Origin of the sequence: Neochlamydia sp. EPS4, from assembly GCF_000813665.1 — a bacterium.
Taxonomy (GTDB): Bacteria; Chlamydiota; Chlamydiia; order Chlamydiales; family Parachlamydiaceae; genus Neochlamydia.
On sequence record NZ_JSDQ01000017.1, the window covers coordinates 1 to 20,357 of the forward strand.

Genomic DNA, 20,357 nt, shown 5'->3' on the forward strand with positions numbered 1-20,357 from the left:
TTTAATTTTTTATAATGTCTTTAATAAATAAAACTGCTTCTTGGCAGAAAGGGGCTTAAAGTTTCTATCGGCTACTTCTGGATATTTTCTTGGCCTACCTTTAATGTTCTTGGTAGAATTTAAAGGAATATCGATAGGCCAAAAGCTATGATTTTCAGGAATTTGAGCCACAAAGGTTAGCTGTCTTTTATCTAATTCTCCCAATAACTCTCGTCTTTCTCCATAACCGGCATCAAAAACAAGCGCTTTATAGGGAAAATCTTTGTGCAGAATGCCATCAAAAGATGCAAAGCAAGCTCCCACTTCTTTAAAAACTTGTGCCTTGCCGATGGAACTTTGGCTGCCTGCATTCTTTTTTTACTTTTTGTCCAGCATTGCGGAAGGAATAATTCACCTAGGATAGGAAAATGCTCTTTACCTTTTTCACAGTAATGCGATGTGACGATTGATTGACAATTGGCAATTTTCCCTAAAGCTCCGCAGTCATGCCTAGCTACCCCTACCGAGAACTTTCCCTTTTTGGGTAAAGAAGTGTCGTCTAGAACAAGTACTCCTTTTTTTAACCCCCATGCTTTGAGCCATATGCTTAGCTAATTGTTGCTGTAGCGCTGCATAATCCCAACGACTTTGATTGACAAATTGTTGAATGGCTTGTTCATTTCCTCCAGGAAGTCTTTTTGCCATGGGTTCGATAGATTTCCTTTCCCCCTCCAATATTAATCCTGCTATGTACAATCTGCACCAGTGAACTCTTTCCGATCTTCCTAAGTAGACTTTAAAAACGTTGATCCATTCATTAAGTTGTTCGCGGATGGAATTTAATTGCTCTAGGTCCATTGCCCCCTCCTTAATTAATAAAACTTACTTACATTATTATCAGAAAGGCACTTAACGAGGTAGCACTACTTAGTCCATCCGGTACCCTCACGATAAATGCCAGCTCTTTTTGCATCGGCAATTGAGAATATTTTTGTCCAAGTGTCTCCCGTGTCAGTTCTTTTCCCCTGAAGAATACATTGGGTATCATCGAACTTTGGATCCTTGCTTATAGAATGACCTGCTTGCCGAATAAGCTGATTCATCATGAACGCGGACATCTCGACTTTGCCTTGGAGGTAGTACATTCCACCGTTTAAGGCATCCAAGGGATTGATATCGGTGGCTTTTGCTTTTGTATGATGGCAAAGATCCCTTCAGGACCTAAACGTTGGTAATGCTTAGTTCTCAGGAGAGCCGACAAGAACACGAACTTCTTGGATGCCATCGATCAGCATTTTTATAGGCGGGTTATATGCTAATTGTGTCATAAATCCTCCGTTATGATTTAATTGACACGAAAAATATACCACTTAGTTCACTTTGCACAACAAAAAGTACCTAATAAATCAAAAAACATTGCATTTTATAAAAAATAGTACACTTGACCCTAAAAAGGATGGGGCTAGCTTTATGGATTTAGACGAATACCTATTTCGTAAAAGGATTTCTCAGACAGATTTTGCCAAAGATTTAGGCATCTCGCGGACTCATTTAGAAGAAATTCTGCGCGGTAGGCGCTCGCCTAGTGTAAAGCTAGCCAAAAAAAATTGAAGAGTTAACCAAAGGTGAAGTGACCAAAGAGGAGGCTATATTTCCCAAGGGCAGGGAGTCATAATGCGTCTAGAAGAACTACAGAAATCAGTTGCAAAAGGCGAATCTGAGAACCTGGAGTTTAAAAAGACAACGGGACAGCGTTCAGAAGCTGCTAAAACAGTATGCGCAATGCTTAATGGTCTAGGCGGGTTTTTGCTCTTTGGAGTTTCCGATAAAGGGGAAATAGCGAGCCAACAAGTAACAGCAAGGACACTCGAAGATATTGCTCAAGAGTTACGCAAGATCGAACCACCCGCTTTTCCTGAAATCGAAACTGTAGCTATTGGAAGCGACAAAGCAGTCATTCTCGTTAGGGTATCTGGAAAATTAGGTACTTATTGCTATGATGGCAGGCCCTATCTTCGGCATGGCCCTACAACTCAAATTATACCTCGTGGAGAATATGAAAAGCGTGTTTTAGATAAATTTCATGCGTATCGGCGGTGGGAAAATGAGTTGACACCAGAGTGGATAACTATACAAGATTTAGATGAGGAAGAAATTCAATCCACCCTACAAAACGCGGTTAAACTGGGTCGCATGAAAAATCCCTGGTACACTGATCCTGAATCAATTTTAAGAGGATTAGGACTTTTCGATGATCGACGTCTTATCAACGCTGCTGTAGTCCTATACGGAAAAAGCGAAAGGTTATTCTCAAACTATCCACAGCTATCAATAAGGCTCGCTCGTTTCAGAGGCTCTGACCGATTGACTGGGTTTATGGATAATCGTGATTATTGGGGGAATGCATTCGATCTTTTAAGAAGAGGCGAATTATTCTTGCTTGATCATGTTCCTATTTCGGAACGTGTTGTTCCTGGTAAAATGATATGAGAGGACTATCCACTTTATCCTTCTGTTGCTACAAGAGAAACTTTAGCAAATGCTATCTGCCATAGAGATTACACGACAGCAGGAGGCGTTGTTGCAATTGCTATGTATGATGCGCTTGGAAATCATCAATCCAGGAGTCTTGCACTTTGATATCACACCAGAAAAGTTGACAAGACCTCATGAATCCAAGCCGTGGAATCCCATTATTGCCAGTGTCTTTTATCGTGCTGGTATTATTGAAAAATGGGGAATGGGTACCCTCAATATTATCGATTGGTGTAAAGAAAATGGAAACCCCAAGCCCACTTGGGAAGTGCGAGCGGAATCAGTCGTGACCACTTTCTTGCCCTCGTCTTTCTTTGCCACAGGGAAAAGGCCCGAAGAACAGGCAGAAGAAGCCGAAAAAGTCAGGCCTAAGTCAAGGCCCGAGTCGAAGCCCGAGTCAAGGCCCGAGTCCTTGGAAAAAGAAGTGATAAGATTGCTTCGAAAAGAATCTTTATCGAAGAGTGAAATATCTCAAATCCTGGGACATAAACACATTTCAGGGGGATTAAAAAAAGTTCTCTCTTCGTTGCTTAATCAGGGAAAAATCACCTACACATTACCTGAAAAGCCTAATAGTAGGCTCCAAAAATATAAATTGACTGATAAAACTAAGGATTAAACCCAAGATTAAAATATTTTCGATTTAAACCTCTTTTTTTACTGCTTGAAAATCAAACTTTCCTTAGACTCAATACCTTTAAACAGCTAAAAAGGGTTGAGAAAATAGATATGATTTTTTTACGATACTATCTCTTAATACTTTTTACTTTGTCTCTATATACGCCTGCTCTTTCTGCTAGTCAGTTACAACTTGTATCTACCGAATCAGATTCCGATACGTTGATTCAAAATAAGGACATTTGTCATTAACTGGCATTTAACCTAATCTTTTTTCTAATTGATATTTTTTATCAACAATTTTCCATTAGGGCATCTGTTTAGCTAGTGAAACAAAGTCTTTTCTTTATCAGCTAAAAACTGAGCTTTCTGAATAAGAAAGCTAAAAGCAATCTTCAAGCACGTTTTTACTTGAGCTAACTCTTTTCTCCCTGCGAAGCTAAAGTGAAATCGGCCGAAAAATATTTCAGAAAAAAATATAAGGAAGAGAAGCTAAAAAAATCATATGTAAATTTTATTTTTAAATCATAAAATTTCATTATAAATAGATTGTCTCTTGCCCTTTAAGTTTATTCTTGGTTAAGCTATTTCTGTTATTTAATTTTGGTTAGTTCATGAAAAAGCTTATTTGCTTATTTATTATTTTATTCATCAATTCCTACGGTGCCTATACGCAAGAGCTCCCCTCTTCTTCATTATTACCTTCCTTGCATGAGTGGCAAAATCCTACTTATGTATTTGATTCAGTAAATATCATGACCGGCCAGTACACGGAAGCTCAAAACGATTTACATCTTAGCGGGCCGGCTCCTCTCAGCCTGCGCAGATATCACACAGGAGAAGACTGTTTTTTATCGGGATGGCAGTGTAACTTCCCTAACCTATTTAACGCATCTACGCCAGGAGAGGCAGGCCATTTCACCTCTACGCACAAAATCTCGTATGAATATGATCAGCAATATCGCTTAAAAGCTGTAAAAGCCTCTGACTTTACTGATGAGCATCTCTATAGCTGGCTGAACATTCAACATAGTGATGATCCTTATAAGCAATGTATAATTCAAACCCATGATAACCAACAAGTCACCTATCGCTTCCGTGATCCTCGTTTAATTGCCGAAGTCATTTCCTCTAGCTCTCCTTCTATTGCTTATCACTATCAAAAGCATCCTTCCCAAGAAGGTTATCTCATCAGCCGGCGCGAATTACCGGAGGGCCGTTACATAGAATATGAATATTATGGAAAAGACCATCCTCATGCCGGGAAAGTTAAAGTTCAAAAAAGCCCTGTAGGAAATGATGCCACAGCTATTGTTACTCGTAGCTTTGTTTATCATGAAGGGTATACGGAGGTCTATGATGCTCTTAATTGCAAAACCATTTATCGCTTCTGCGACGGATATATAACAGATATTGAAAATTACGATTCAGCTGGCCAATTTTCTCGCCTAGAAAAATTAATATGGACTCAAGCTTCAGAGAAAAAGGAAAACAGCAAGCAGCTTCGTACGCGTTATATAGCCGATGCTCAGGGTACTATTCTTATTGCCCACTCCTTTTCTTATGACGCCCATCAGCGTTTAATTAAAGAAACCCTATATGGCAACCTTACTGGCACATGCACGCTAGCTATTCAAATAGGCCATGACGGTTATCCTTTAAAAAATGGGATAGAGCATTATAGCATAACCTATGAATATGCAAATGATCTTCTAAAGAGCACAGAAGAAGATAATGGAAAAAAAATAATCTATGCATATTTCCCTAATACTCCCTACCTTCAGTCCAAGTTAACATGTATTAACAACAAAATTATTCTAAGAGAATTTTACTCTTACAATCAAGCTTGGCAGGTCACCAGCATTGGCAAAGACGATGGATCTTCAAAGAATATAAATGATCTTACCAACGTCAGCGAAAGGCATATAAAAACAATTAGTTATCGTACAAGCCATCCTGCCTTAGGCTTAACAGAAAGGATAGAAGAGAGTGCTTTGAATTTTTCGACCGGCCAAGCTCACCTTATGATGAAAATCATCTATCACTACAACCACCAAGCGAAGGTTATCCAAGAAGATTATTACGATGCAAATAATCAACATTATTATTCCATCAATAACACGTACGATGAGCATCACAAGCTGATTACTTCCTCAGATGAAGTTAAAGGGCTTACCGAGAAAAGCTATGATTTAAATGGCAACCTATTAAAACAAACATGTATCAGCCCTACAGGTATTTTTCAACAAATTATCCATACCTATGATTTTGCCAATCGTTTAATTAGTAGTGAAGTTTCGGATAACAATAATCAGACAAAAAAAACTTATTTTCATTATGATTTAAAAGGCAATAAGAGAGCATTTATTGATGAGTGTGGTAATCAAACTACCTATGAATATGATAGCTTAGGTCGTGAGACTCAAGTGATTTATCCGGCCGTCATGGACGAAAACTTTAACGTTATCAATCCCTCTAAGCAGACACGCTACGACGTACTTAATCGCGTGATAGCCCAAACGGATGCTAAAGGTTGTACTACTTACACCCAATACAATGCTTATGGTAAGCCTATCCTTATCCTCTACCCTGATCAAAGAGTGGAAAAATTTATTTATAATTTGGATGGATCCTTAAAAGTTGCTTTTGATATTCAAGGAAATTATACAGTTTATCATCGTGACCCTTTAGGGCGACTCTTTAAAAATGAAGCTTTTGATAAAACAGGCGCTTTATACAAAGCCACTACTTTTATTCATAATGCCTTCCATTTATTAGAAGCAAGAGAGGCCTCAGATCGAAGAATTTGCTATAAATATGATTATATGGGCCGTTTACAAGCTCTCGAGCAAATGACAGGTAAAACTATTAGTAAGCGATTAACATATGAATATAATCATTTAGGTCAGCAAACCGTTTCTAAAGAATGGTATGGCCCCCATCTTGAAAATTTTATTGCTACTATTAAAGAATATGATTTTAAAAATGATTTAAAATCTACTCGTCTTGAAGATGCCAAGGGTAAGATACAAAAGATGACTTGGGTAGAGCCCACCCCTGTACAACCTTCTCCCCTTGAAGAGCTTGTTTTCAATTCTCTAGGACAGCAAGTGCTCCAAGAAGCTGTGACTGATCCATCAGGAAATGTGACTCTCACTCTTTATGATGCGATTAAAAGACCTGTGAAAATAACCAAAAAGAACAGTCTAGGCGACATACTTTTCTTACAAGAATTACAGTGGGATGCGAATAATCATAAAGCCAAGGAAACTTACTTTTTAAGCCACGGGAAAACCATCAGTACAGTATGGCATTATGATTCTTATAATCGCCTTATTAGATGCATTGAAGGATTTGGTACAGTAAGGCCTATGACTACCCATTATACTTACAATGAGGCAGGTCAGCTAAGCGCCCTTCTTAAGCCGGATGGGGTGACAATCTTTTATGAATATGATTCTCTAGGCAACCTTACCGCCCTTCATTCTTCTGATCTTACGATCCACTATATTCTTTCCTATGATTCTCTCCAGCATCTCACCCATATTGAAGATAAAGTTCATTCCTTATCTACACGGCGCACCTTTTCTCTCGACGGATGCTTATTAGAAGAAATACAAGGCAACGGATTAAAAACTACCAGGCATTATGATGAGCTCAACCGTTGCATTCAATTAGATCTTCCTGATACATCTTCCATTAAGTATAGCTACGACAACCTCTATCTTAGAAAAATTGAGAGGCAGCGTCTTTTAAAAGATCCCTTGATTCATAAGTATCAAGAGCGAAATTTAAATGGCCATCCGCTGATTAGTGACTTGGCAGGCGGCATAGGTCAAGAGCTACGTAGTTATAATAGCAAAGGTTATCTTACTCATATTTCTACGCCTTTTTGGTCTGAAGCTATTCATTATTTGCCTGAAAAGCCGCAGATTATCGAAAATATCACTTTTAAAGATCTTACGGGTGAACATAAGCACAATTTTATTTACGATGATCAAAACTACCTAACAAATGAAGCAGGACTTTTTAGCAACACCTACACCTACAACTGGTTAGGAAATCAAACATCTAAAAATTATGAAGAATGCATAATTAATCCTTTGGGGCAGTTAATAGGTTACCATAACACCCAAAATGGTTATGATGCTAACGGCAATTTGAAAGAAAAGATAACGAAAGGCAGCAAACTTCGTTTTGAATATGATGCTTTGAATCGCATGATAGCTCTACGCCAGGATAACGGGGAAGTTTATCGATATACTTATGACCTTTTTCATCGGCGCTTGTCAAAGACATGTTTTGCCCCTAATGGTGAAAAAAAATGGGAACAAAAATATCTTTATGATGGTCTAAATGAAATTGGAGCAGTCAATGATAAAAATCAAATAACTGAATTGCGTGTGTTAGGTGAGGGGCTAGGAGCAGAAATCGGAAGCGCCGTCCTATTAGAAATAGAAGATCAAGCATACGTTCCTCTCCATGATCATCGCGGCTCAGTCTGTGGACTTATTTCACTTGCTGATCAAACCGTAATAGAACAAGCGCATTATTCTGCTTTTGGGGAAGAAGAAAGAGAGAACCCCTCCTGCAATAATCCATGGCGTTTTTCAAGTAAAAGAATGGACCCGGAATCTGGACTTATTTATTTTGGAAAACGTTACTACGATCCTTCCCTAGGCCAATGGACGACACATGACCCCTTAGGCTCTATGGAAAGCCCTAACCTATATGCTTTTGCCTCTAATAATCCTATCAATCGCATGGATCCCTATGGCCTATTCTCTTTTAGTCACTTATGGAGCGCTATTTACTCCCAAGTTACCGATATCGGTCAGCAAATTTTCAGCTTACTTCGCAATATGCACGCCTTCATGTCTACACATCTTTCATTAGAACATAATTTTAATGAGAAGATTGAAGGAACAGCCAGCGCTATTTTTGGAAAGCTGACGTTAGGCATCTGTGGCTTTTATATAGGAAAGAATGAAGCCGGGGTGGTAGGGCAAGGAGAAATAAATGACAACGTAAGAATTACTTTGATTAATGGGATTTTAAATGCTCGCCATGATGTCATATATAGCTTAGAAATAATTTCAAAATTTCATGGGGGCAATAACATCCACTACATTTTCCGCCCCACAGAAGGATGGACTTACGATTTTCTAAAATCTCTAGCAGTTAGATGTGGATGGGTTTCTCCTCAAGCTAAACAGCTTGCTTCAAAATGGCGGGAATTGATAACACAAATAGGCGGTGTGGAAGGCGGAGGAAGAATTATTCATTATGCGCATAGTATTGGGGCCTCCGATACCTTAAGAGCTAAAGGCCTTTTATCAGCTGAGGAGCTAAATATGATAGACGTATATACTTTTGGATCTCCTTGCCTACTGGCAGCAGGGGGATTTCAAAATGTGATTAACTATGTAAGTCTGGGAGATGCGGTCTGCTATTTAGATCCCATTACCTATATTAAATCTTTCTTAGATCCTCAGAAGCATATTACATTTTTACCTAGCTCTTGGGGTCTTCCCCTCATAGACCATCAGCTAGGATTTCCCACTTATCGTAAGCTTTTAGAAGCTTTAGGAAAGGAATTTTTAGAAATCTACAGGGCTAGGTAAAAAAATATTGCAGCAGTTCAGATACCCTCTTTTTATTCAGGAGTGCTTGAATGAAATAGAACTTAAGGCAAGATGTCTTAAGACAGTACTTGACCTGACGAACATGCGTTATCTGGCAAAAATTACTTCTACCAGTGGTAACTTATCTAACATTTTTTCTTGTGCAAGTTTTTTCGCATCTAAAAATGTTTGTAAAGACGCCTTGCCAAAGCAATACTCTCTTGTACTGGAGTAAATTCTTGGAGCTCCCTTCTTCCCTGCTTTTATTTTCCCATTTAAATCCTAACGCTTCGAATGAAGAGAGAAGTATAGCTTTAATTGATCATGATTTTAAGGTTAATCGTAGAAATTGGAAAACTATTGCTACGAGCCTTATGAAGTTAGCAAAAGGGGAATTAACTGAACAAATTATTAAGAACTTGAAAACTTCTATTAATATAAGGCTTAATAATGATCCTGCAGCAGCAGAAACTTATCAAGAACAGCTAAACCAACAAGGAAAGACCATTAAGAAATGCTTAGAACAAGGCTTTCATAGAGGAGCACAAAACTTGCTGCAAGTTTGCCGTGAACCAGGAGTATTATCCTCCTTATTAGAAGTCTCCTCCTCCAGTAATCTATCTTTCCCAAAAGAAGAGTTTTCTGATAGAGTACAAATATTTACAGAACTATTAAAAATAGTAAAAAAACATTATAGCTAGGAGAAAAAATGAGTGGACCTATTGAAAGACCACACCAGGACTTGGCAGCTCGAGCAGTTTTTTTAAAAACGTTTACTTTAACTTTTAGCAGCCATTTAAAATTAAATATAGATACTTATAATCGTATAAAATATTATGTACCTCGTGCTTTTAAAACTAGTATAATTTCTAACTTAGAAAAACTACATTATCAATTAATCAAAAAAACTCATCCTACTAACAATAAAAAATATAAATTAATTATTAAAGATATAGAAAATTATCTGAAAAACAAGCAACAATTTTTAACTTTCTTAAGTAACAATTTATTGATGGATGTACAAGATCCTTGGCTATTAGCTTATAATCAGACCAAAAATATATCTTTACAAGAAGCTAGTGAACATTTACAAGACCTTTTATTTTCTTGGGAAGAACTAGCAAAATATGAATTAGAAGAGTTTATCCCCTTAGACTTGGAGGATTTAGAGGGATATATGAAAAAATTAAAAGAGGTCTATCAACCCTTATTAGAGATAAATTCCTCTCCTGCCCTTCGATCTGCCGAAAATAAAAGGCTTACCGAATTAGCTGATAAAATCTCTACTTTAAAAAATAAGATAGAAAACCAAAATTTTTCAGAAATTCCTTTGCTATGTCAACATATTCGTACCATTATAAATATCACAGACTAATTTTTGGGAACGCTAACTCCATCCAATAAATCAGGGAAATAGGATGAAGGTTTAGAGATGAATAGATGGAAGGGTATACGGATTATTATATGCTTAAAAAAAAGTGAGCCTGCATACCCAATCCTCTAAAAGCTGCCTCTCTACTTGAGGAGATTGATTTGCAAACCAGGCGACTGCGTAAGGAGGATCTCAAAAAGCCTGTAATTTCTCTGTTTTTATCTTAATTTCTTAACTAAACAGCAGGCAAAGCCTCCATCCCACCCTTCTGCGTTGGGCAAGATGGAAATGAAGTTCTTTTTTATTAAATCCAATTCTTGGCACGCTAGCGCTACTATCTCTTCATTTTCTTCCGGGAGAATGCTGCAGGTCATATACCAAATTTCGCCTTCATTTTCCAACAGATGAACAGCATGTTTTAACAAATTAAGCTGAATGATTTTAAGCTGCTTTGCTTGATCTTCGTTTAATCTCCAGCGAGCTTCAGGACGTTTACTCAAAACTCCACTGTTACTGCAAGGCACATCTAAAACGATAAGATCAAATTTTTTATCAAGTTCTAACTTCTCGCCTTCACTGCAGCTTACTTGAGCTTGCACACCATATTTTGCAAAATTGTCTTTTAGCTTTTGTATTTTTTGCAAGGAGACATCATTAGCATATAAGGCTGCTTGAGGGAAAAAGTCATGAAGAGCCAAGGTTTTACCACCAGGAGAAGCGCATATATCCAATATGCTAGTAGGGGCTTTACTTATCCCTTGAGAAAGATTTCCTATTAAACTTGCTGGAGTAACATTTTGGATATAATAATCTGCAGAGGAAGCCACCCTTTTAACCTCAGAAGCAGGGACGGTAATGACCTTGACTGGTTCTTCTATAACTGTGCTCCACTCTGCCGGAATTTCTACTATATTTCTTAGCCGAGCCATAGTTAAGGCAGGCTTATTGCTAGCTTCTAAAATTTTTGTCGTCGCCTGTAAGCCGTAGTACTTGCTAAGATTTTTAATAAAATAAAGAGGAAAGGAATAGCGGATACTAAGAGAGGGTAGATCCATTCCTTGGGGTAGAGTTAAAGAAAGAAGAGAAAACTTCCTTAATATAGCATTTAAGTAAGCAACAAAGTAAGAATGGAAATGTTTCTTTGCAATCTTGATTGACTCATCCACAATCGCGTAATGAGGAAGCTTATCTAAGAAGTAAAATTGATATAAAGCTGTACGTAGTAAAGCTTTTTCTTTTAACTTTAAACGCATCTTTTTCTTTTCAGAGAGCTGCAAAGCCAAATAATCTAAGGTTAAAGCCATCTGAGCAGAACCGTAAGCTATTTGATGGGCTAATTGATAATCTTGAGAAGAAGGCTGCTCTTTTTTAAACCACTCTCCTAAATATTCGGAAATAAAGCTTTCCCCTTTTAATGAATGCAGAAGGGCGAAAAATGCTGCTTCACGACTGTTTATCATCAAAATATAGCCATTGCCGGAATACCCATTCTTGAAGCCAAAGATGTAGCTTGCTTGCTGCCTCAGCATAAAGCTGCTCATCTTGTTGCTCAAGCCATTCGCAGGCTTCTTCAAGACTTGTTCCTGTTGAAAAAAGATTTAGGAAACGAAAAGCAGAAAAGTCAATTTCGTCCCACTGTAAATTATTTTCACCATTACGGTATACTACAAAATAATAGGGACGATCTTGAACCAGGCTAGGAAAATCGTGATTTTCCCAGTATTCTACCTCTTGTTTTATCATTTCCTGACGGAAAGTAAACATATCATAACGTAAATTAAATAAGAAAACGTGAGGCTGTAAACACATGCGACGTTTAAGAGTTTTATCCATCCCTGCCGCTATTGTATGGGCATTCACAGGGGAATAATGGGCAGCAAAAAAAGAATAATTTAAGGCGGCGTCAATTCTTGCCGCATCTAATACTAATTGTTTATCCTTTTCCTGATAGCTCTCCTCTATCCATTGAGGAAGCCGGTCACTAAGAAAGTTTAACGACCAGGTATCAGGAGGATAATGAGTAAGGTAAGGCTTACCAATTTTTTCATTAAAGTCATGATGCCCAAACAGGCGCACAACAAGGGGTGTGGCATCATGCAAAATGCTTAAAAGCCTCCACCAATATTGCTGATTGTAAAGCTCTATACGTTGAGCGGGCCTTAAAGTAGGGCTAGGAACGATGTAGTCAAATGCTTCTTCTTCCATGCTTTCTTGTGAAGGAGAGATAGGATTCATACGGCTATCTTGATCAACAGGCCTTACCAGTATACTTGCAAACCACTCTTGCAGCTTTCTAAGGTTAGCGGGTACTTGCTTATCAAACATTAATTCCATGTTAATTCCATAGCCTTCATACTTCTACCCCTTGCAATTGACGCATCGGTCTTTCAAGGCTAGCCTTGTCATGTAAAGATTTCTGAAACTTTTTTGCTTTTAGAGCCTCATCCCAAGTTTCTTGAAAACTAAGAAAATTATCATCCCATTCAAGTAAAGTGGAAACTCCTCCTGTGCGGGGATAAATATCAGCATATAAATCCCACACTTCATCCCTTACATAATTATCATGGGTATCTAGTACATAATCGCCATGATCGCTATGGCCCGCTAAGTGTATCTGTAATACACGATCATAAGGAAGATTTTGGATATATTTTTGGGCATCAAAGCCATGATTGCGGCTAGAAACATAAATGTTGTTGACATCCAACATCATAAAAATGTTAGCTTTCTCTACAACAGCCGTATAAAATTCCCATTCGGGCATCTCATCCTCTTGAAAAGCTACATAGGAAGAAAGGTTTTCAAGGGCAAAAGGAATTTCTAAATAATCCTGTACGATACGGGCTCTTTCGGCTACATAGTTGATGACTTCTTGGGTATAAGGCAAAGGAAGTAAATCATGATAGTGAGCACCGGGCAGATGCCCCCAGCATAAGTGATCTGATAACCAGGGTGTCTTCGTTAAACGTGTTAAGGCTTTAAGCTTTTTTAGATAATTGTAGTCTAAAGGATCAGCACTTCCAATTCCTAGAGCTACTCCATGTTGCACGACCTGATATTTAGCTAAAATTTTCTCAAGATTTTCAAGAGGCTTGCCACCTTCCACCATGAAATTTTCACTAATAATCTCAAACCAGTCAATCTCAGGTTGTAAGCGAAAAATATCTTCGTAGTGTACATGCCTTAAACCTATTCCAATTCCTAAGTTAGGAATGTTTGCATTTTTCATAGCCATCCTGGCAATACTTAAATTTTTTTGTTCCTACCATAAGTTTAAGAAAGAGAAATATAGGCCTGGCATTTAAAGTTTAATTTCCGTTAGCAAGTGCCCTTTTTTTCGTCATTTTATCATAAACCAGCTTAACAGCAAGGTTTTTGTCTGCAATCGCACATTTACCTTGCCCCTTGCAAGAGCCTTGTCCAGCACACTCATGCTTGTCAGTTTTACAAGCATTTAGCCCTTTACATTGATTGGTATTTCCACAACGTGCGCTGGCCACTTCCCGTGCTAATTTTTGATTAGCTACATCTAAAGCTTTGTAATTTTGCTGTCCCTCATCATTAAGCTCAAGCAGCAACTCCTCCTCATCCATCAAATGATAGCCTAAATTACCAGCATTAGGGTCGACTTCAGCTTGCGTAGTAGCCGTAGAAGGGGCCGAAGTAGGAGTGCTTTTTTCAGGAGTAGAGGCAGCAGCTAACAAGGTAAGATAAGCGTGGGAAGAAGACTGCTGCGCATGAACAGATTGTGAAAGCATCATACCGCCTGCCACACCAAGTAAAGCTAATTTTTTAAGATCTCTTTTCTTCATTTCTCTCCCTCGTTAGAATCATAAGTTTTTTAAGCTTAATCATGAATAAAAAAAGTTAACCTAAGCTTAAAGGTTAAGTGCCTATAAAATAGCCTATCAATTTAAATTCTATTTAATTAGCGCTAGAAGCTGCCAAAAGTGTGCACACATCCAAGCATTTAAAACTTAAAGATATGCACACACTAGGAGTCAAATTTTAATTAGAGCCTTGATTGGTTTGTGCACGTTTTTCGGCTTGTTTTTGTGCAGCAACTTTGATAGCAAGATTCTTATCTTTAAAGTTGCAAGCGCTTGATCCAGCACAAGAACCTTTGCCTGCGCAGCTATGTTCCTCTGTTTTGCAAGAGTTTAAGCCTTTGCAATCATTATTTCCTTTGCATGTCCTGCTAGCTAACTTCTGTGCTAATGCTTTTCCTTCTGCATTTAAACTATTATAATTTTCTTTACCTTGTTCATTCAATTGGCTTTTCAATTGATCTTCCGTCATCAATTGAGTAGAAGAGCTACTTTTAAGGCTCTCATCAGCCTCAGCGATGATACGAGATTCACGATTTAAACCAGAAGAGGGTTTGCCTTGATTTCCGCATGTGCCAGCTCCGCAACCGCTGGCCATGAGTACTCCAGGGGTCGCTAAATGATCGCTAGTATCAGCATAAACAGAACCGTGAGAAGCCATCATTACGCCACCTGTAATACCTAGCAAAGCAAGTTTTTTGAGATCTTTCTTATTCATTTTAACACTCCTAAAAAATTTATGGGTTTTCTTCAACTTTTATAGATAAAATATTCATTTAACATTCATTTCTCTCAAATGCAAGTTTTTTTATTATCTTTTTTGTCCTTCAGAGAAAAATTTTTCATAGGCTCGCATTTTACACTAGGCAAAGGTGGCCATTCGCTCTTAAGAGAGCTTTAGATGAGACTGCTAGCAAGCAAAAGACAAAAGTAAACTTTTTAATAGAAAGACTTTAGGTTTTTTAGAACCAGGGAATCATTGTACATAATTTCCTCAAGGAACTTGCAAAGACAAACTCTTTATAAGCCACCTGCTAGTTAAAATTTATAGCCTTAAGAGAAGAAAACAAGTTGAATACTTGGCTCAGCCCTACGCTTTACATAAGGTGATAAGATAAGCTTTTTAAGAATAGAAAAGAAAAATTTAAATAATGAGAAATTGAGAGAGATTGTAATCCATGCAATAGCTAATAAAGACTTTTAAAAGCTTTATTTAAGCATTTATAGCAATGCTTCTGCCTTAAAGCCCCTTAAAGAGCTTAAGGCAAAAGCGCAATAAATTCTTCTTCGCAGCATCTTCAGCAGAAAGATAAAAAGTCTTACTAACTTTAAGAAGAAGGCCAAAGTTCAGCGATAGGAAGAGGCAAAACTTGCCTGATATGTTCAATTTCTCCTTTAGAAACATGCTGGGTAACTACTTGGAATACAGCACGCACTATTTTTTCTACATCCGAATATTGTACCAACGCTAGGCTATTAAAGTGAAAAGCCACAAAATCTAAAAATTCTTCCGTAGTTTTAACCTTAACGGGCATTATAGAAGGCTTCCAACCCTCGTAATAAAAACCTCTCACTAACATAGGCAATTGAGCACTTAATTTCGCGGACACCTCTACGGATAAACGATCACGTAAAGCTTGCAATGTTCCTTTTAAAGCCAAATAAGCTTTTTTTTCATCAGTCCATCCCAGTAATCCCATAAGATCTTTGAGCCACTCATGAGTTTTTTGTAAAGTTGTCTCAAATACATCTACTGACATATCCGCCTCCTTATGTTAAAGGTACCTTAAGAATAGCGTAAGACTAGAAAACTATATTTTCAAGTTAAAATAAGATTAAAAAGATCTACAATTATAAATTTTCTAAAAATCTAATCTTTTCATCAGCTAGCTTAGCTAGGATAAATTAGCTTAAAAAAACTTTAGGCTTGGCTTTTCCAGTTTTATCTTTCCAAGCTCTTTTTTGAAAAAGATAAAAAAATTTTGATCCTATCGGTGGATGGCTTGTAAGTAATAACAATAAAATTTGACCGGCTTCCTCTCTATCGAAAACAAAAGCTTTTCGGAAAATTTTTGCTCTGGATAGATGGTAAAAGGGAAAAAAATTATTCTCAGCATGCACTTCCTCTAGAGAACAATTTTCTTTCTAAGGTCGATTTTATCCTTTGGAAAATATTTAACACGTAGGGTAACCAAAGACCTTCTACACAGGACTTAAAGAAAATGCTCTATCTATATTTTTTTAAAGACTTCTAAATTTACTACTGTAATAATGGTTATGGTGAGCCTATGCGCTCCTAATAAAAGTGAGAAAAACAGCGCACCCTTTAAAAAAAAGAATACACTACCTGGAATGAGTAAAGTGATCTGATTTAGCCTGCAGCTACATTTAAGAGATTTTTTAGCACAATTTTAAGTATTATTATATTTTTCTTTAAAAATTAATAAGCTTTAAGGAGGCTTATATGGAAAAAAATTCAGCTTTAGATCTGTTCTTAGAAACAGGCCTTAGACATCTTTATAATGCTGAAAGAGAAACCCATGATAATTTAAAGACATTAGCTAGCCAATCTTCTAACCAAGCATTAAAAGATGCTTTTTCTTCTCACATTTTAGAAACAGAAAACCAGATAAGACGATTGCAACAGAGTTTTGGGATGCTAAATATTGATCCCACCTCTAGCAAAATTCAAGGAATTTCTAATTTTGCTGATAAAGGAAGAGAACTTATGAAAACATTATTAGACCTTAATTTTACTGACCGTAGTAAAGGTATGGATGGCATCCTCAACGAAGGGAAAGAGTTAATCAGGCATTTTGCAGATACAGATTCCAATGATATTGCTTTGATAAGTGCTGCTCATAAAGTCGAGCATTATGAGATAGCCTGCTATAATCTTATCTGTTTCTTGTGTGAACATTATAAACAGAAAGAAATAGTCAATTTAATGAAGCTTTCTTTGGAAGAGGAAAAACGTATGGGAGAAAAACTTTTGGAAATAGCCCGGCGTGATATTAAGCTGCCAGCCTTTCCCCCTGGCTAATCATCGTTTTGCCTAATGTAGAAATGTGCGAGTATACTGACAGAGAGGACGCATACACATTTAAAAAGCTGGTCGTTTAAATGTGAGATGCAAGTCCTCCCTATGCAAAGAAGCTTAAAAGCTCAATTCCTTTAGCGGGAGCAATACAGGCGATACTTATAATGCAATTTTCATTATAGCTTATTAGAAAAAATTTAGAAGTGGCAGATAATTATCTTCTATTCAGGAGCTTTTAGGAATAGCATCTCTTAACCTCTGGGCTACTCCTAAAAGCTCCTTTAAATGCCAGATGGCCTACTCAGCACGCTCCTTATGGCTCGTGCCCCGCTCCTCTTTCATCTCCTAAACTGCGATGACGAGTACGGCGTTCACTTTCTCCTAAATCCAGTTCTTGCTCGCCCATATCATAATCGTTAAGCTCATCCACCGACTCTCCTTTTTCCTGATAAGGCATTTTATCAAAGGGAAAAGGGGCCACTTGATCTTTATCACGATTTTTATTTTTAGACATTGCATAACCTCCCCTTCAGCAATTAAGTACAACTCCATTTTATCAACATATATCTAAAAATAAAGAGGTATTTTAATTTTATAAAAGCCAAACCCTTTTCATATAAACATTAAGGGGAAAAAAGTGCTCTAATAACGCTTTGATAATCGAGGCCTTATTTCTAAAGGCATTTCCTAAATTAATTTATTGGGCCATTCTTCTTACCATCAGGCCTATCATAGCTAAGTAGAGGAACGCTTGGCTGGTGTTTGGCAAGGCCTCATAATCCTTATTTAATCTGCAGCATTTGCCAAACCAGGCAAATGTTCTTTCTACTATCCATCTTTTTGCTTATAGATGAAATCCTTTTAGCTTAGATCTTTTAATGACTGTTAAATCAATACCCTGTAAAGCTGCTTCTACTTCCATCTCTTCCCCGCTATATCCTGTATGGGCAAATATCTTTTTTGGCTATAGAACTTATTTTTGGAAAAAATAAAATAGCGCTTTTAGCCCATCTCTGCCATTACAAGTCGCGCTGCTTACTACAACTGCTATTAACAGTCCCCAGTGATCCACCCATATGTGCCTTTTCCTACCTTTAACTTTCTTGCCGCCGTCGTATCTGCAGAGCCGTTTTTTTTCAGTTGTTTTGATACTTTAGCTATCGACTATAGCTGCACTTAAGTCCCGTTAACTTGCCTTAAGCTTTGGCGAAGCGACCGTCTTAAATAAGTATTAATTGGTTTGACTTGCTTTTTTAATTTTTATATATTGCCTTTAAAGAATAAAAATACTGAAAAGTTATCACTATCCAAGGAAATAAAATGCATCCTATCTCATCCACATCTATTGAAAGCTTGCCCAATGAATTGCTGCTCCCTATCTTAGAGGCTTGCGCAGTTCCTTCCTTATTTAACGTCTGTAAAAGATGGCATCATCTGCTAGCTTCTGAAGTCATGCCCCCTCTTTATAAGCAAATAGGTAAAGTGCATGTTCCTCAAGGAAATGTTAAGGAGCAGGCTCTTATTGTAGATAGGATTTATAAGCTAGAAGAAAAGCTTTCTGAAGCAGCAAAGGTAAATGCAATCTTTAGGCAAATCTTTACTTTAGCCAAGTCTCTTTCAACTTTAGAATTTAAATGGAAAACAGAAGAAAAAGGAGGCTTAACGCTGGCTAATTACTCTTCTTATCTCTTAAATATTAATCGTCTTCTACTTTGGAAAAAACTTCCTGGCGGGGAAGAATACTTGAACCGAGAAGAAATTAAGCACTTGCCGCTAGGAAAAAAAGGAGAGCTACTTAGAGATTGGATTGAAGAAAATTGTAAAAACATCACGGCTTTGTATTTATCTAGAGCAGGCTTGACTTATTTACCCTCAGAAATAGGTCAATTGTCTCAGCTGCAATGGCTTCACTTAAATCAAAACCAGCTCACCGCTCTGCCTACAGAAATTGGGCAATTGTCTCAGCTGCTACTGCTTAACTTAAATCAAAACCAGCTCACCGCTCTGCCTACAGAAATCAGGCAGCTGTCTCGGCTGCTACTGCTTAACTTAAATCAAAACCAGCTCACCGCTCTGCCTGCAGAAATTGGGCAATTGTCTCAGCTGAAAGAGCTTTACTTAAATCAAAACCACCTCACTGCTCTGCCTGCAGAAATCGGGCAATTGTGTAAGCTGCAATGGTTTAACTTAAGCCAAAACCAGCTCACTAGTCTTCCTACAGGAATCGGGCAATTGTCTCAGCTGCGAGGGCTTGACTTAAATCAAAACCAGTTCATCGCTCTGCCTGCAGAAATCGAGCAGCTGTCTCAGCTGCAAAGGCTTGAATTAAATCAAAACCAGCTCACCGCTCTGCCTGCAGAAATCGGGCAGCTGTCTAAGCTGACACGGCTTCAATTAAACCAGAACCAGCTCACCAGTCTTCCTACAGAAATCGGGCAGCTGTCTAAGCTGCAAGAGCTTTACTTAAATCAAAACCAGCTCACCAGTCTGCCTGCAGAAATCGGACAGCTGTCTGATCTGCAAATTCTTGAATTAGCGGAAAATCCTTTGAAAGATATCGACGAAAAAATAAGGCAGCGTTTTCAATTGTAGAATGGTTGTAAGTACTTTTTAAATTGGGGTGAGCTAAAATGAAATAAAAAACTTTTAGCCATCTTATCTTTAAACAAGTAATCCGCTCTCCTTCCCGCAACTATGCAAGCTTAAACTAACCTACACATTTATAACGACAAGGAGCTTCTCTCTTTTTCTGCAGATTGCTATGTTGGGAAAACAACTTTTTTTGATAGGAAGAAACTGGCGTATTGTATTTCATCATTCACTAGAAGAATTAAAACAAGGCACCAAAGAGAGCCGTTTTTCTCAAATAAGGCACAGATCAATTCCATTCTTTTAGCCAAACCAAAATTGCCGCATCACTTAATCCCCAATACCTGCGGCTGCTCCTAAATGCTTGGAAGGTCTTCACCCTTTCCGCGAATCTATCTGAAAAAAAGCGCTGGTAGATCATTTGTGAGTTATTTTCATTGATAAGATTACGAATTGGTTTGACTTGCTTTTTTAATTTTTTATATTGCCTTTGAAAAATAAAAATGCTAAAAAAGTTATCGCTACCCAAGGAAATAAATGCATCCTATCTCATCCACATCTATTGAAAGCTTGCCGAGTGAATTGCTGCTCCCTATCTTAGAGGCTTGCGCAGTTCCTTCCTTATTTAGCGTCTGTAAAAGATGGCATCATCTGCTAGCTTCTGAAGCGATGCCTTCTCTTTATAAAAAAATAGCACAGCTTCATTTCCCCAAGAAGAATGCCACTACCCCGCGAACTCTTATGTTAGCTAAAGTTTATCAACTCAATCCTGG

At 37.8% G+C, this 20,357-nt stretch carries 22 protein-coding genes; 9 read left to right on the top strand and 13 right to left on the bottom strand.

What is annotated here, in order from left to right; translation table 11 throughout:
• Nucleotides 1-9: 9 nt before the first annotated feature.
• From DB42_RS10190 to DB42_RS01375, 4 genes are all read right to left on the bottom strand, one after another.
• Nucleotides 10-303, bottom strand: a complete 294-nt coding sequence (locus tag DB42_RS10190) for a transposase (RefSeq protein ID WP_052435888.1) — start codon at nucleotides 301-303, stop codon at nucleotides 10-12.
• Nucleotides 192-584 (bottom strand): transposase, encoded by a 393-nt coding sequence (locus DB42_RS11765; protein ID WP_080502659.1) that lies wholly within the window; start codon nucleotides 582-584, stop codon nucleotides 192-194. Before DB42_RS11765 ends, DB42_RS10190 begins: the two co-directional genes overlap by 112 nt.
• Nucleotides 490-837, bottom strand: coding sequence for a transposase (locus DB42_RS10195; protein ID WP_052435889.1), 348 nt, complete (start codon nucleotides 835-837; stop codon nucleotides 490-492). Before DB42_RS10195 ends, DB42_RS11765 begins: the two co-directional genes overlap by 95 nt.
• A gap of 65 nt (nucleotides 838-902) precedes the next feature.
• Nucleotides 903-1,097 (bottom strand): hypothetical protein, encoded by a 195-nt coding sequence (locus DB42_RS01375; protein ID WP_044881403.1) that lies wholly within the window; start codon nucleotides 1,095-1,097, stop codon nucleotides 903-905.
• Nucleotides 1,098-1,449: 352 nt separating this feature from the next.
• Here DB42_RS01375 and DB42_RS10755 point away from each other — a divergent pair, with 352 nt between their 5' ends.
• The 6 genes from DB42_RS10755 (at nucleotide 1,450) to DB42_RS01395 (ending at nucleotide 10,131) form a co-directional block, all read left to right on the top strand.
• On the top strand, nucleotides 1,450-1,590 hold the full coding sequence (locus DB42_RS10755) for a helix-turn-helix domain-containing protein (protein WP_080502660.1): 141 nt from the start codon (nucleotides 1,450-1,452) through the stop codon (nucleotides 1,588-1,590).
• Between the two features lie 63 nt (nucleotides 1,591-1,653).
• Entirely contained in the window at nucleotides 1,654-2,469 is an 816-nt protein-coding gene (locus DB42_RS01380; RefSeq protein WP_052435890.1) for a helix-turn-helix domain-containing protein, read from the top strand.
• A 49-nt stretch (nucleotides 2,470-2,518) separates the two neighbouring features.
• Nucleotides 2,519-3,133 carry an ATP-binding protein gene (locus DB42_RS10200; RefSeq protein ID WP_080502661.1) on the top strand — a complete coding sequence of 205 codons (615 nt, stop codon included), beginning with the start codon at nucleotides 2,519-2,521 and terminating at the stop codon, nucleotides 3,131-3,133.
• A gap of 613 nt (nucleotides 3,134-3,746) precedes the next feature.
• Nucleotides 3,747-8,756: an RHS repeat-associated core domain-containing protein gene (locus DB42_RS01385; protein WP_044881404.1), complete on the top strand. Its 5,010-nt coding sequence runs from the start codon at nucleotides 3,747-3,749 to the stop codon at nucleotides 8,754-8,756.
• Nucleotides 8,757-8,995: 239 nt separating this feature from the next.
• Nucleotides 8,996-9,457 carry a hypothetical protein gene (locus DB42_RS01390; RefSeq protein WP_044881405.1) on the top strand — a complete coding sequence of 154 codons (462 nt, stop codon included), beginning with the start codon at nucleotides 8,996-8,998 and terminating at the stop codon, nucleotides 9,455-9,457.
• A gap of 8 nt (nucleotides 9,458-9,465) precedes the next feature.
• A complete protein-coding gene (locus tag DB42_RS01395) occupies nucleotides 9,466-10,131 on the top strand; it encodes a hypothetical protein (protein WP_044881406.1) in 666 nt (221 codons plus the stop codon).
• A 215-nt stretch (nucleotides 10,132-10,346) separates the two neighbouring features.
• On the opposite strand, the gene DB42_RS01400 is transcribed toward DB42_RS01395, so the two are convergent.
• The 6 genes from DB42_RS01400 to DB42_RS01425 form a co-directional block, all read right to left on the bottom strand.
• Nucleotides 10,347-11,588: an RsmB/NOP family class I SAM-dependent RNA methyltransferase gene (locus tag DB42_RS01400; protein ID WP_044881407.1), complete on the bottom strand. Its 1,242-nt coding sequence runs from the start codon at nucleotides 11,586-11,588 to the stop codon at nucleotides 10,347-10,349.
• Nucleotides 11,572-12,462, bottom strand: a complete 891-nt coding sequence (locus tag DB42_RS01405; RefSeq protein ID WP_052435892.1) for a putative DNA-binding domain-containing protein — start codon at nucleotides 12,460-12,462, stop codon at nucleotides 11,572-11,574. The genes DB42_RS01400 and DB42_RS01405 overlap by 17 nt, the downstream gene beginning before the upstream one ends.
• Before the next feature lie 16 nt (nucleotides 12,463-12,478).
• Nucleotides 12,479-13,357 carry a DUF692 domain-containing protein gene (locus tag DB42_RS01410; protein ID WP_042241637.1) on the bottom strand — a complete coding sequence of 293 codons (879 nt, stop codon included), beginning with the start codon at nucleotides 13,355-13,357 and terminating at the stop codon, nucleotides 12,479-12,481.
• A gap of 79 nt (nucleotides 13,358-13,436) precedes the next feature.
• Nucleotides 13,437-13,940, bottom strand: a complete 504-nt coding sequence (locus tag DB42_RS01415) for a hypothetical protein (protein ID WP_044881408.1) — start codon at nucleotides 13,938-13,940, stop codon at nucleotides 13,437-13,439.
• Nucleotides 13,941-14,136: 196 nt separating this feature from the next.
• The gene (locus DB42_RS01420; RefSeq protein WP_044881409.1) at nucleotides 14,137-14,673 is read right to left on the bottom strand and encodes a hypothetical protein; all 537 of its coding nucleotides are present in this window, start codon (nucleotides 14,671-14,673) and stop codon (nucleotides 14,137-14,139) included.
• Nucleotides 14,674-15,283: 610 nt separating this feature from the next.
• Complete coding sequence (locus DB42_RS01425; RefSeq protein WP_039386739.1) at nucleotides 15,284-15,715, bottom strand: DUF2267 domain-containing protein; 432 nt, start codon at nucleotides 15,713-15,715, stop codon at nucleotides 15,284-15,286.
• Nucleotides 15,716-16,419: 704 nt separating this feature from the next.
• Here DB42_RS01425 and DB42_RS01435 point away from each other — a divergent pair.
• On the top strand, nucleotides 16,420-16,998 hold the full coding sequence (locus tag DB42_RS01435; protein ID WP_044881411.1) for a ferritin-like domain-containing protein: 579 nt from the start codon (nucleotides 16,420-16,422) through the stop codon (nucleotides 16,996-16,998).
• Nucleotides 16,999-17,308: 310 nt separating this feature from the next.
• Here DB42_RS01435 and DB42_RS01440 read toward each other — a convergent pair whose 3' ends face one another.
• The 3 genes from DB42_RS01440 to DB42_RS11775 form a co-directional block, all read right to left on the bottom strand.
• Nucleotides 17,309-17,509, bottom strand: coding sequence for a hypothetical protein (locus tag DB42_RS01440; RefSeq protein ID WP_044881412.1), 201 nt, complete (start codon nucleotides 17,507-17,509; stop codon nucleotides 17,309-17,311).
• A gap of 183 nt (nucleotides 17,510-17,692) precedes the next feature.
• The gene (locus DB42_RS11770) at nucleotides 17,693-17,827 is read right to left on the bottom strand and encodes a transposase (RefSeq protein ID WP_080502663.1); all 135 of its coding nucleotides are present in this window, start codon (nucleotides 17,825-17,827) and stop codon (nucleotides 17,693-17,695) included.
• A 141-nt stretch (nucleotides 17,828-17,968) separates the two neighbouring features.
• Nucleotides 17,969-18,145, bottom strand: a complete 177-nt coding sequence (locus tag DB42_RS11775) for a transposase (RefSeq protein WP_368665333.1) — start codon at nucleotides 18,143-18,145, stop codon at nucleotides 17,969-17,971.
• Nucleotides 18,146-18,315: 170 nt separating this feature from the next.
• On the opposite strand from DB42_RS11775, the gene DB42_RS11095 reads away from it, so the two are divergent.
• On the top strand, nucleotides 18,316-19,587 hold the full coding sequence (locus DB42_RS11095) for a leucine-rich repeat domain-containing protein (RefSeq protein WP_044881413.1): 1,272 nt from the start codon (nucleotides 18,316-18,318) through the stop codon (nucleotides 19,585-19,587).
• Nucleotides 19,588-20,121: 534 nt separating this feature from the next.
• A partial coding sequence (locus tag DB42_RS01455; protein WP_044881415.1) for an F-box protein occupies nucleotides 20,122-20,357 on the top strand: 236 nt, incomplete at its 3' end.

Coding starts and splice junctions, on each gene's coding strand:
- DB42_RS01440 (WP_044881412.1), bottom strand. CDS start 17,509: ATGTCTAAAAATAAAAATCGTGATAAAGATCAAGTGGCCCCTTTTCCC.
- DB42_RS11095 (WP_044881413.1), top strand. CDS start 18,316: ATGCATCCTATCTCATCCACATCTATTGAAAGCTTGCCCAATGAATTG.
- DB42_RS01425 (WP_039386739.1), bottom strand. CDS start 15,715: ATGTCAGTAGATGTATTTGAGACAACTTTACAAAAAACTCATGAGTGG.
- DB42_RS01420 (WP_044881409.1), bottom strand. CDS start 14,673: ATGAATAAGAAAGATCTCAAAAAACTTGCTTTGCTAGGTATTACAGGT.
- DB42_RS01400 (WP_044881407.1), bottom strand. CDS start 11,588: ATGATAAACAGTCGTGAAGCAGCATTTTTCGCCCTTCTGCATTCATTA.
- DB42_RS10195 (WP_052435889.1), bottom strand. CDS start 837: ATGGACCTAGAGCAATTAAATTCCATCCGCGAACAACTTAATGAATGG.
- DB42_RS01405 (WP_052435892.1), bottom strand. CDS start 12,462: ATGGAATTAATGTTTGATAAGCAAGTACCCGCTAACCTTAGAAAGCTG.
- DB42_RS10755 (WP_080502660.1), top strand. CDS start 1,450: ATGGATTTAGACGAATACCTATTTCGTAAAAGGATTTCTCAGACAGAT.
- DB42_RS01415 (WP_044881408.1), bottom strand. CDS start 13,940: ATGAAGAAAAGAGATCTTAAAAAATTAGCTTTACTTGGTGTGGCAGGC.
- DB42_RS01375 (WP_044881403.1), bottom strand. CDS start 1,097: ATGTCCGCGTTCATGATGAATCAGCTTATTCGGCAAGCAGGTCATTCT.
- DB42_RS01435 (WP_044881411.1), top strand. CDS start 16,420: ATGGAAAAAAATTCAGCTTTAGATCTGTTCTTAGAAACAGGCCTTAGA.
- DB42_RS01410 (WP_042241637.1), bottom strand. CDS start 13,357: ATGAAAAATGCAAACATTCCTAACTTAGGAATTGGAATAGGTTTAAGG.
- DB42_RS01395 (WP_044881406.1), top strand. CDS start 9,466: ATGAGTGGACCTATTGAAAGACCACACCAGGACTTGGCAGCTCGAGCA.
- DB42_RS10200 (WP_080502661.1), top strand. CDS start 2,519: ATGCTATCTGCCATAGAGATTACACGACAGCAGGAGGCGTTGTTGCAA.
- DB42_RS01380 (WP_052435890.1), top strand. CDS start 1,654: ATGCGTCTAGAAGAACTACAGAAATCAGTTGCAAAAGGCGAATCTGAG.
- DB42_RS01385 (WP_044881404.1), top strand. CDS start 3,747: ATGAAAAAGCTTATTTGCTTATTTATTATTTTATTCATCAATTCCTAC.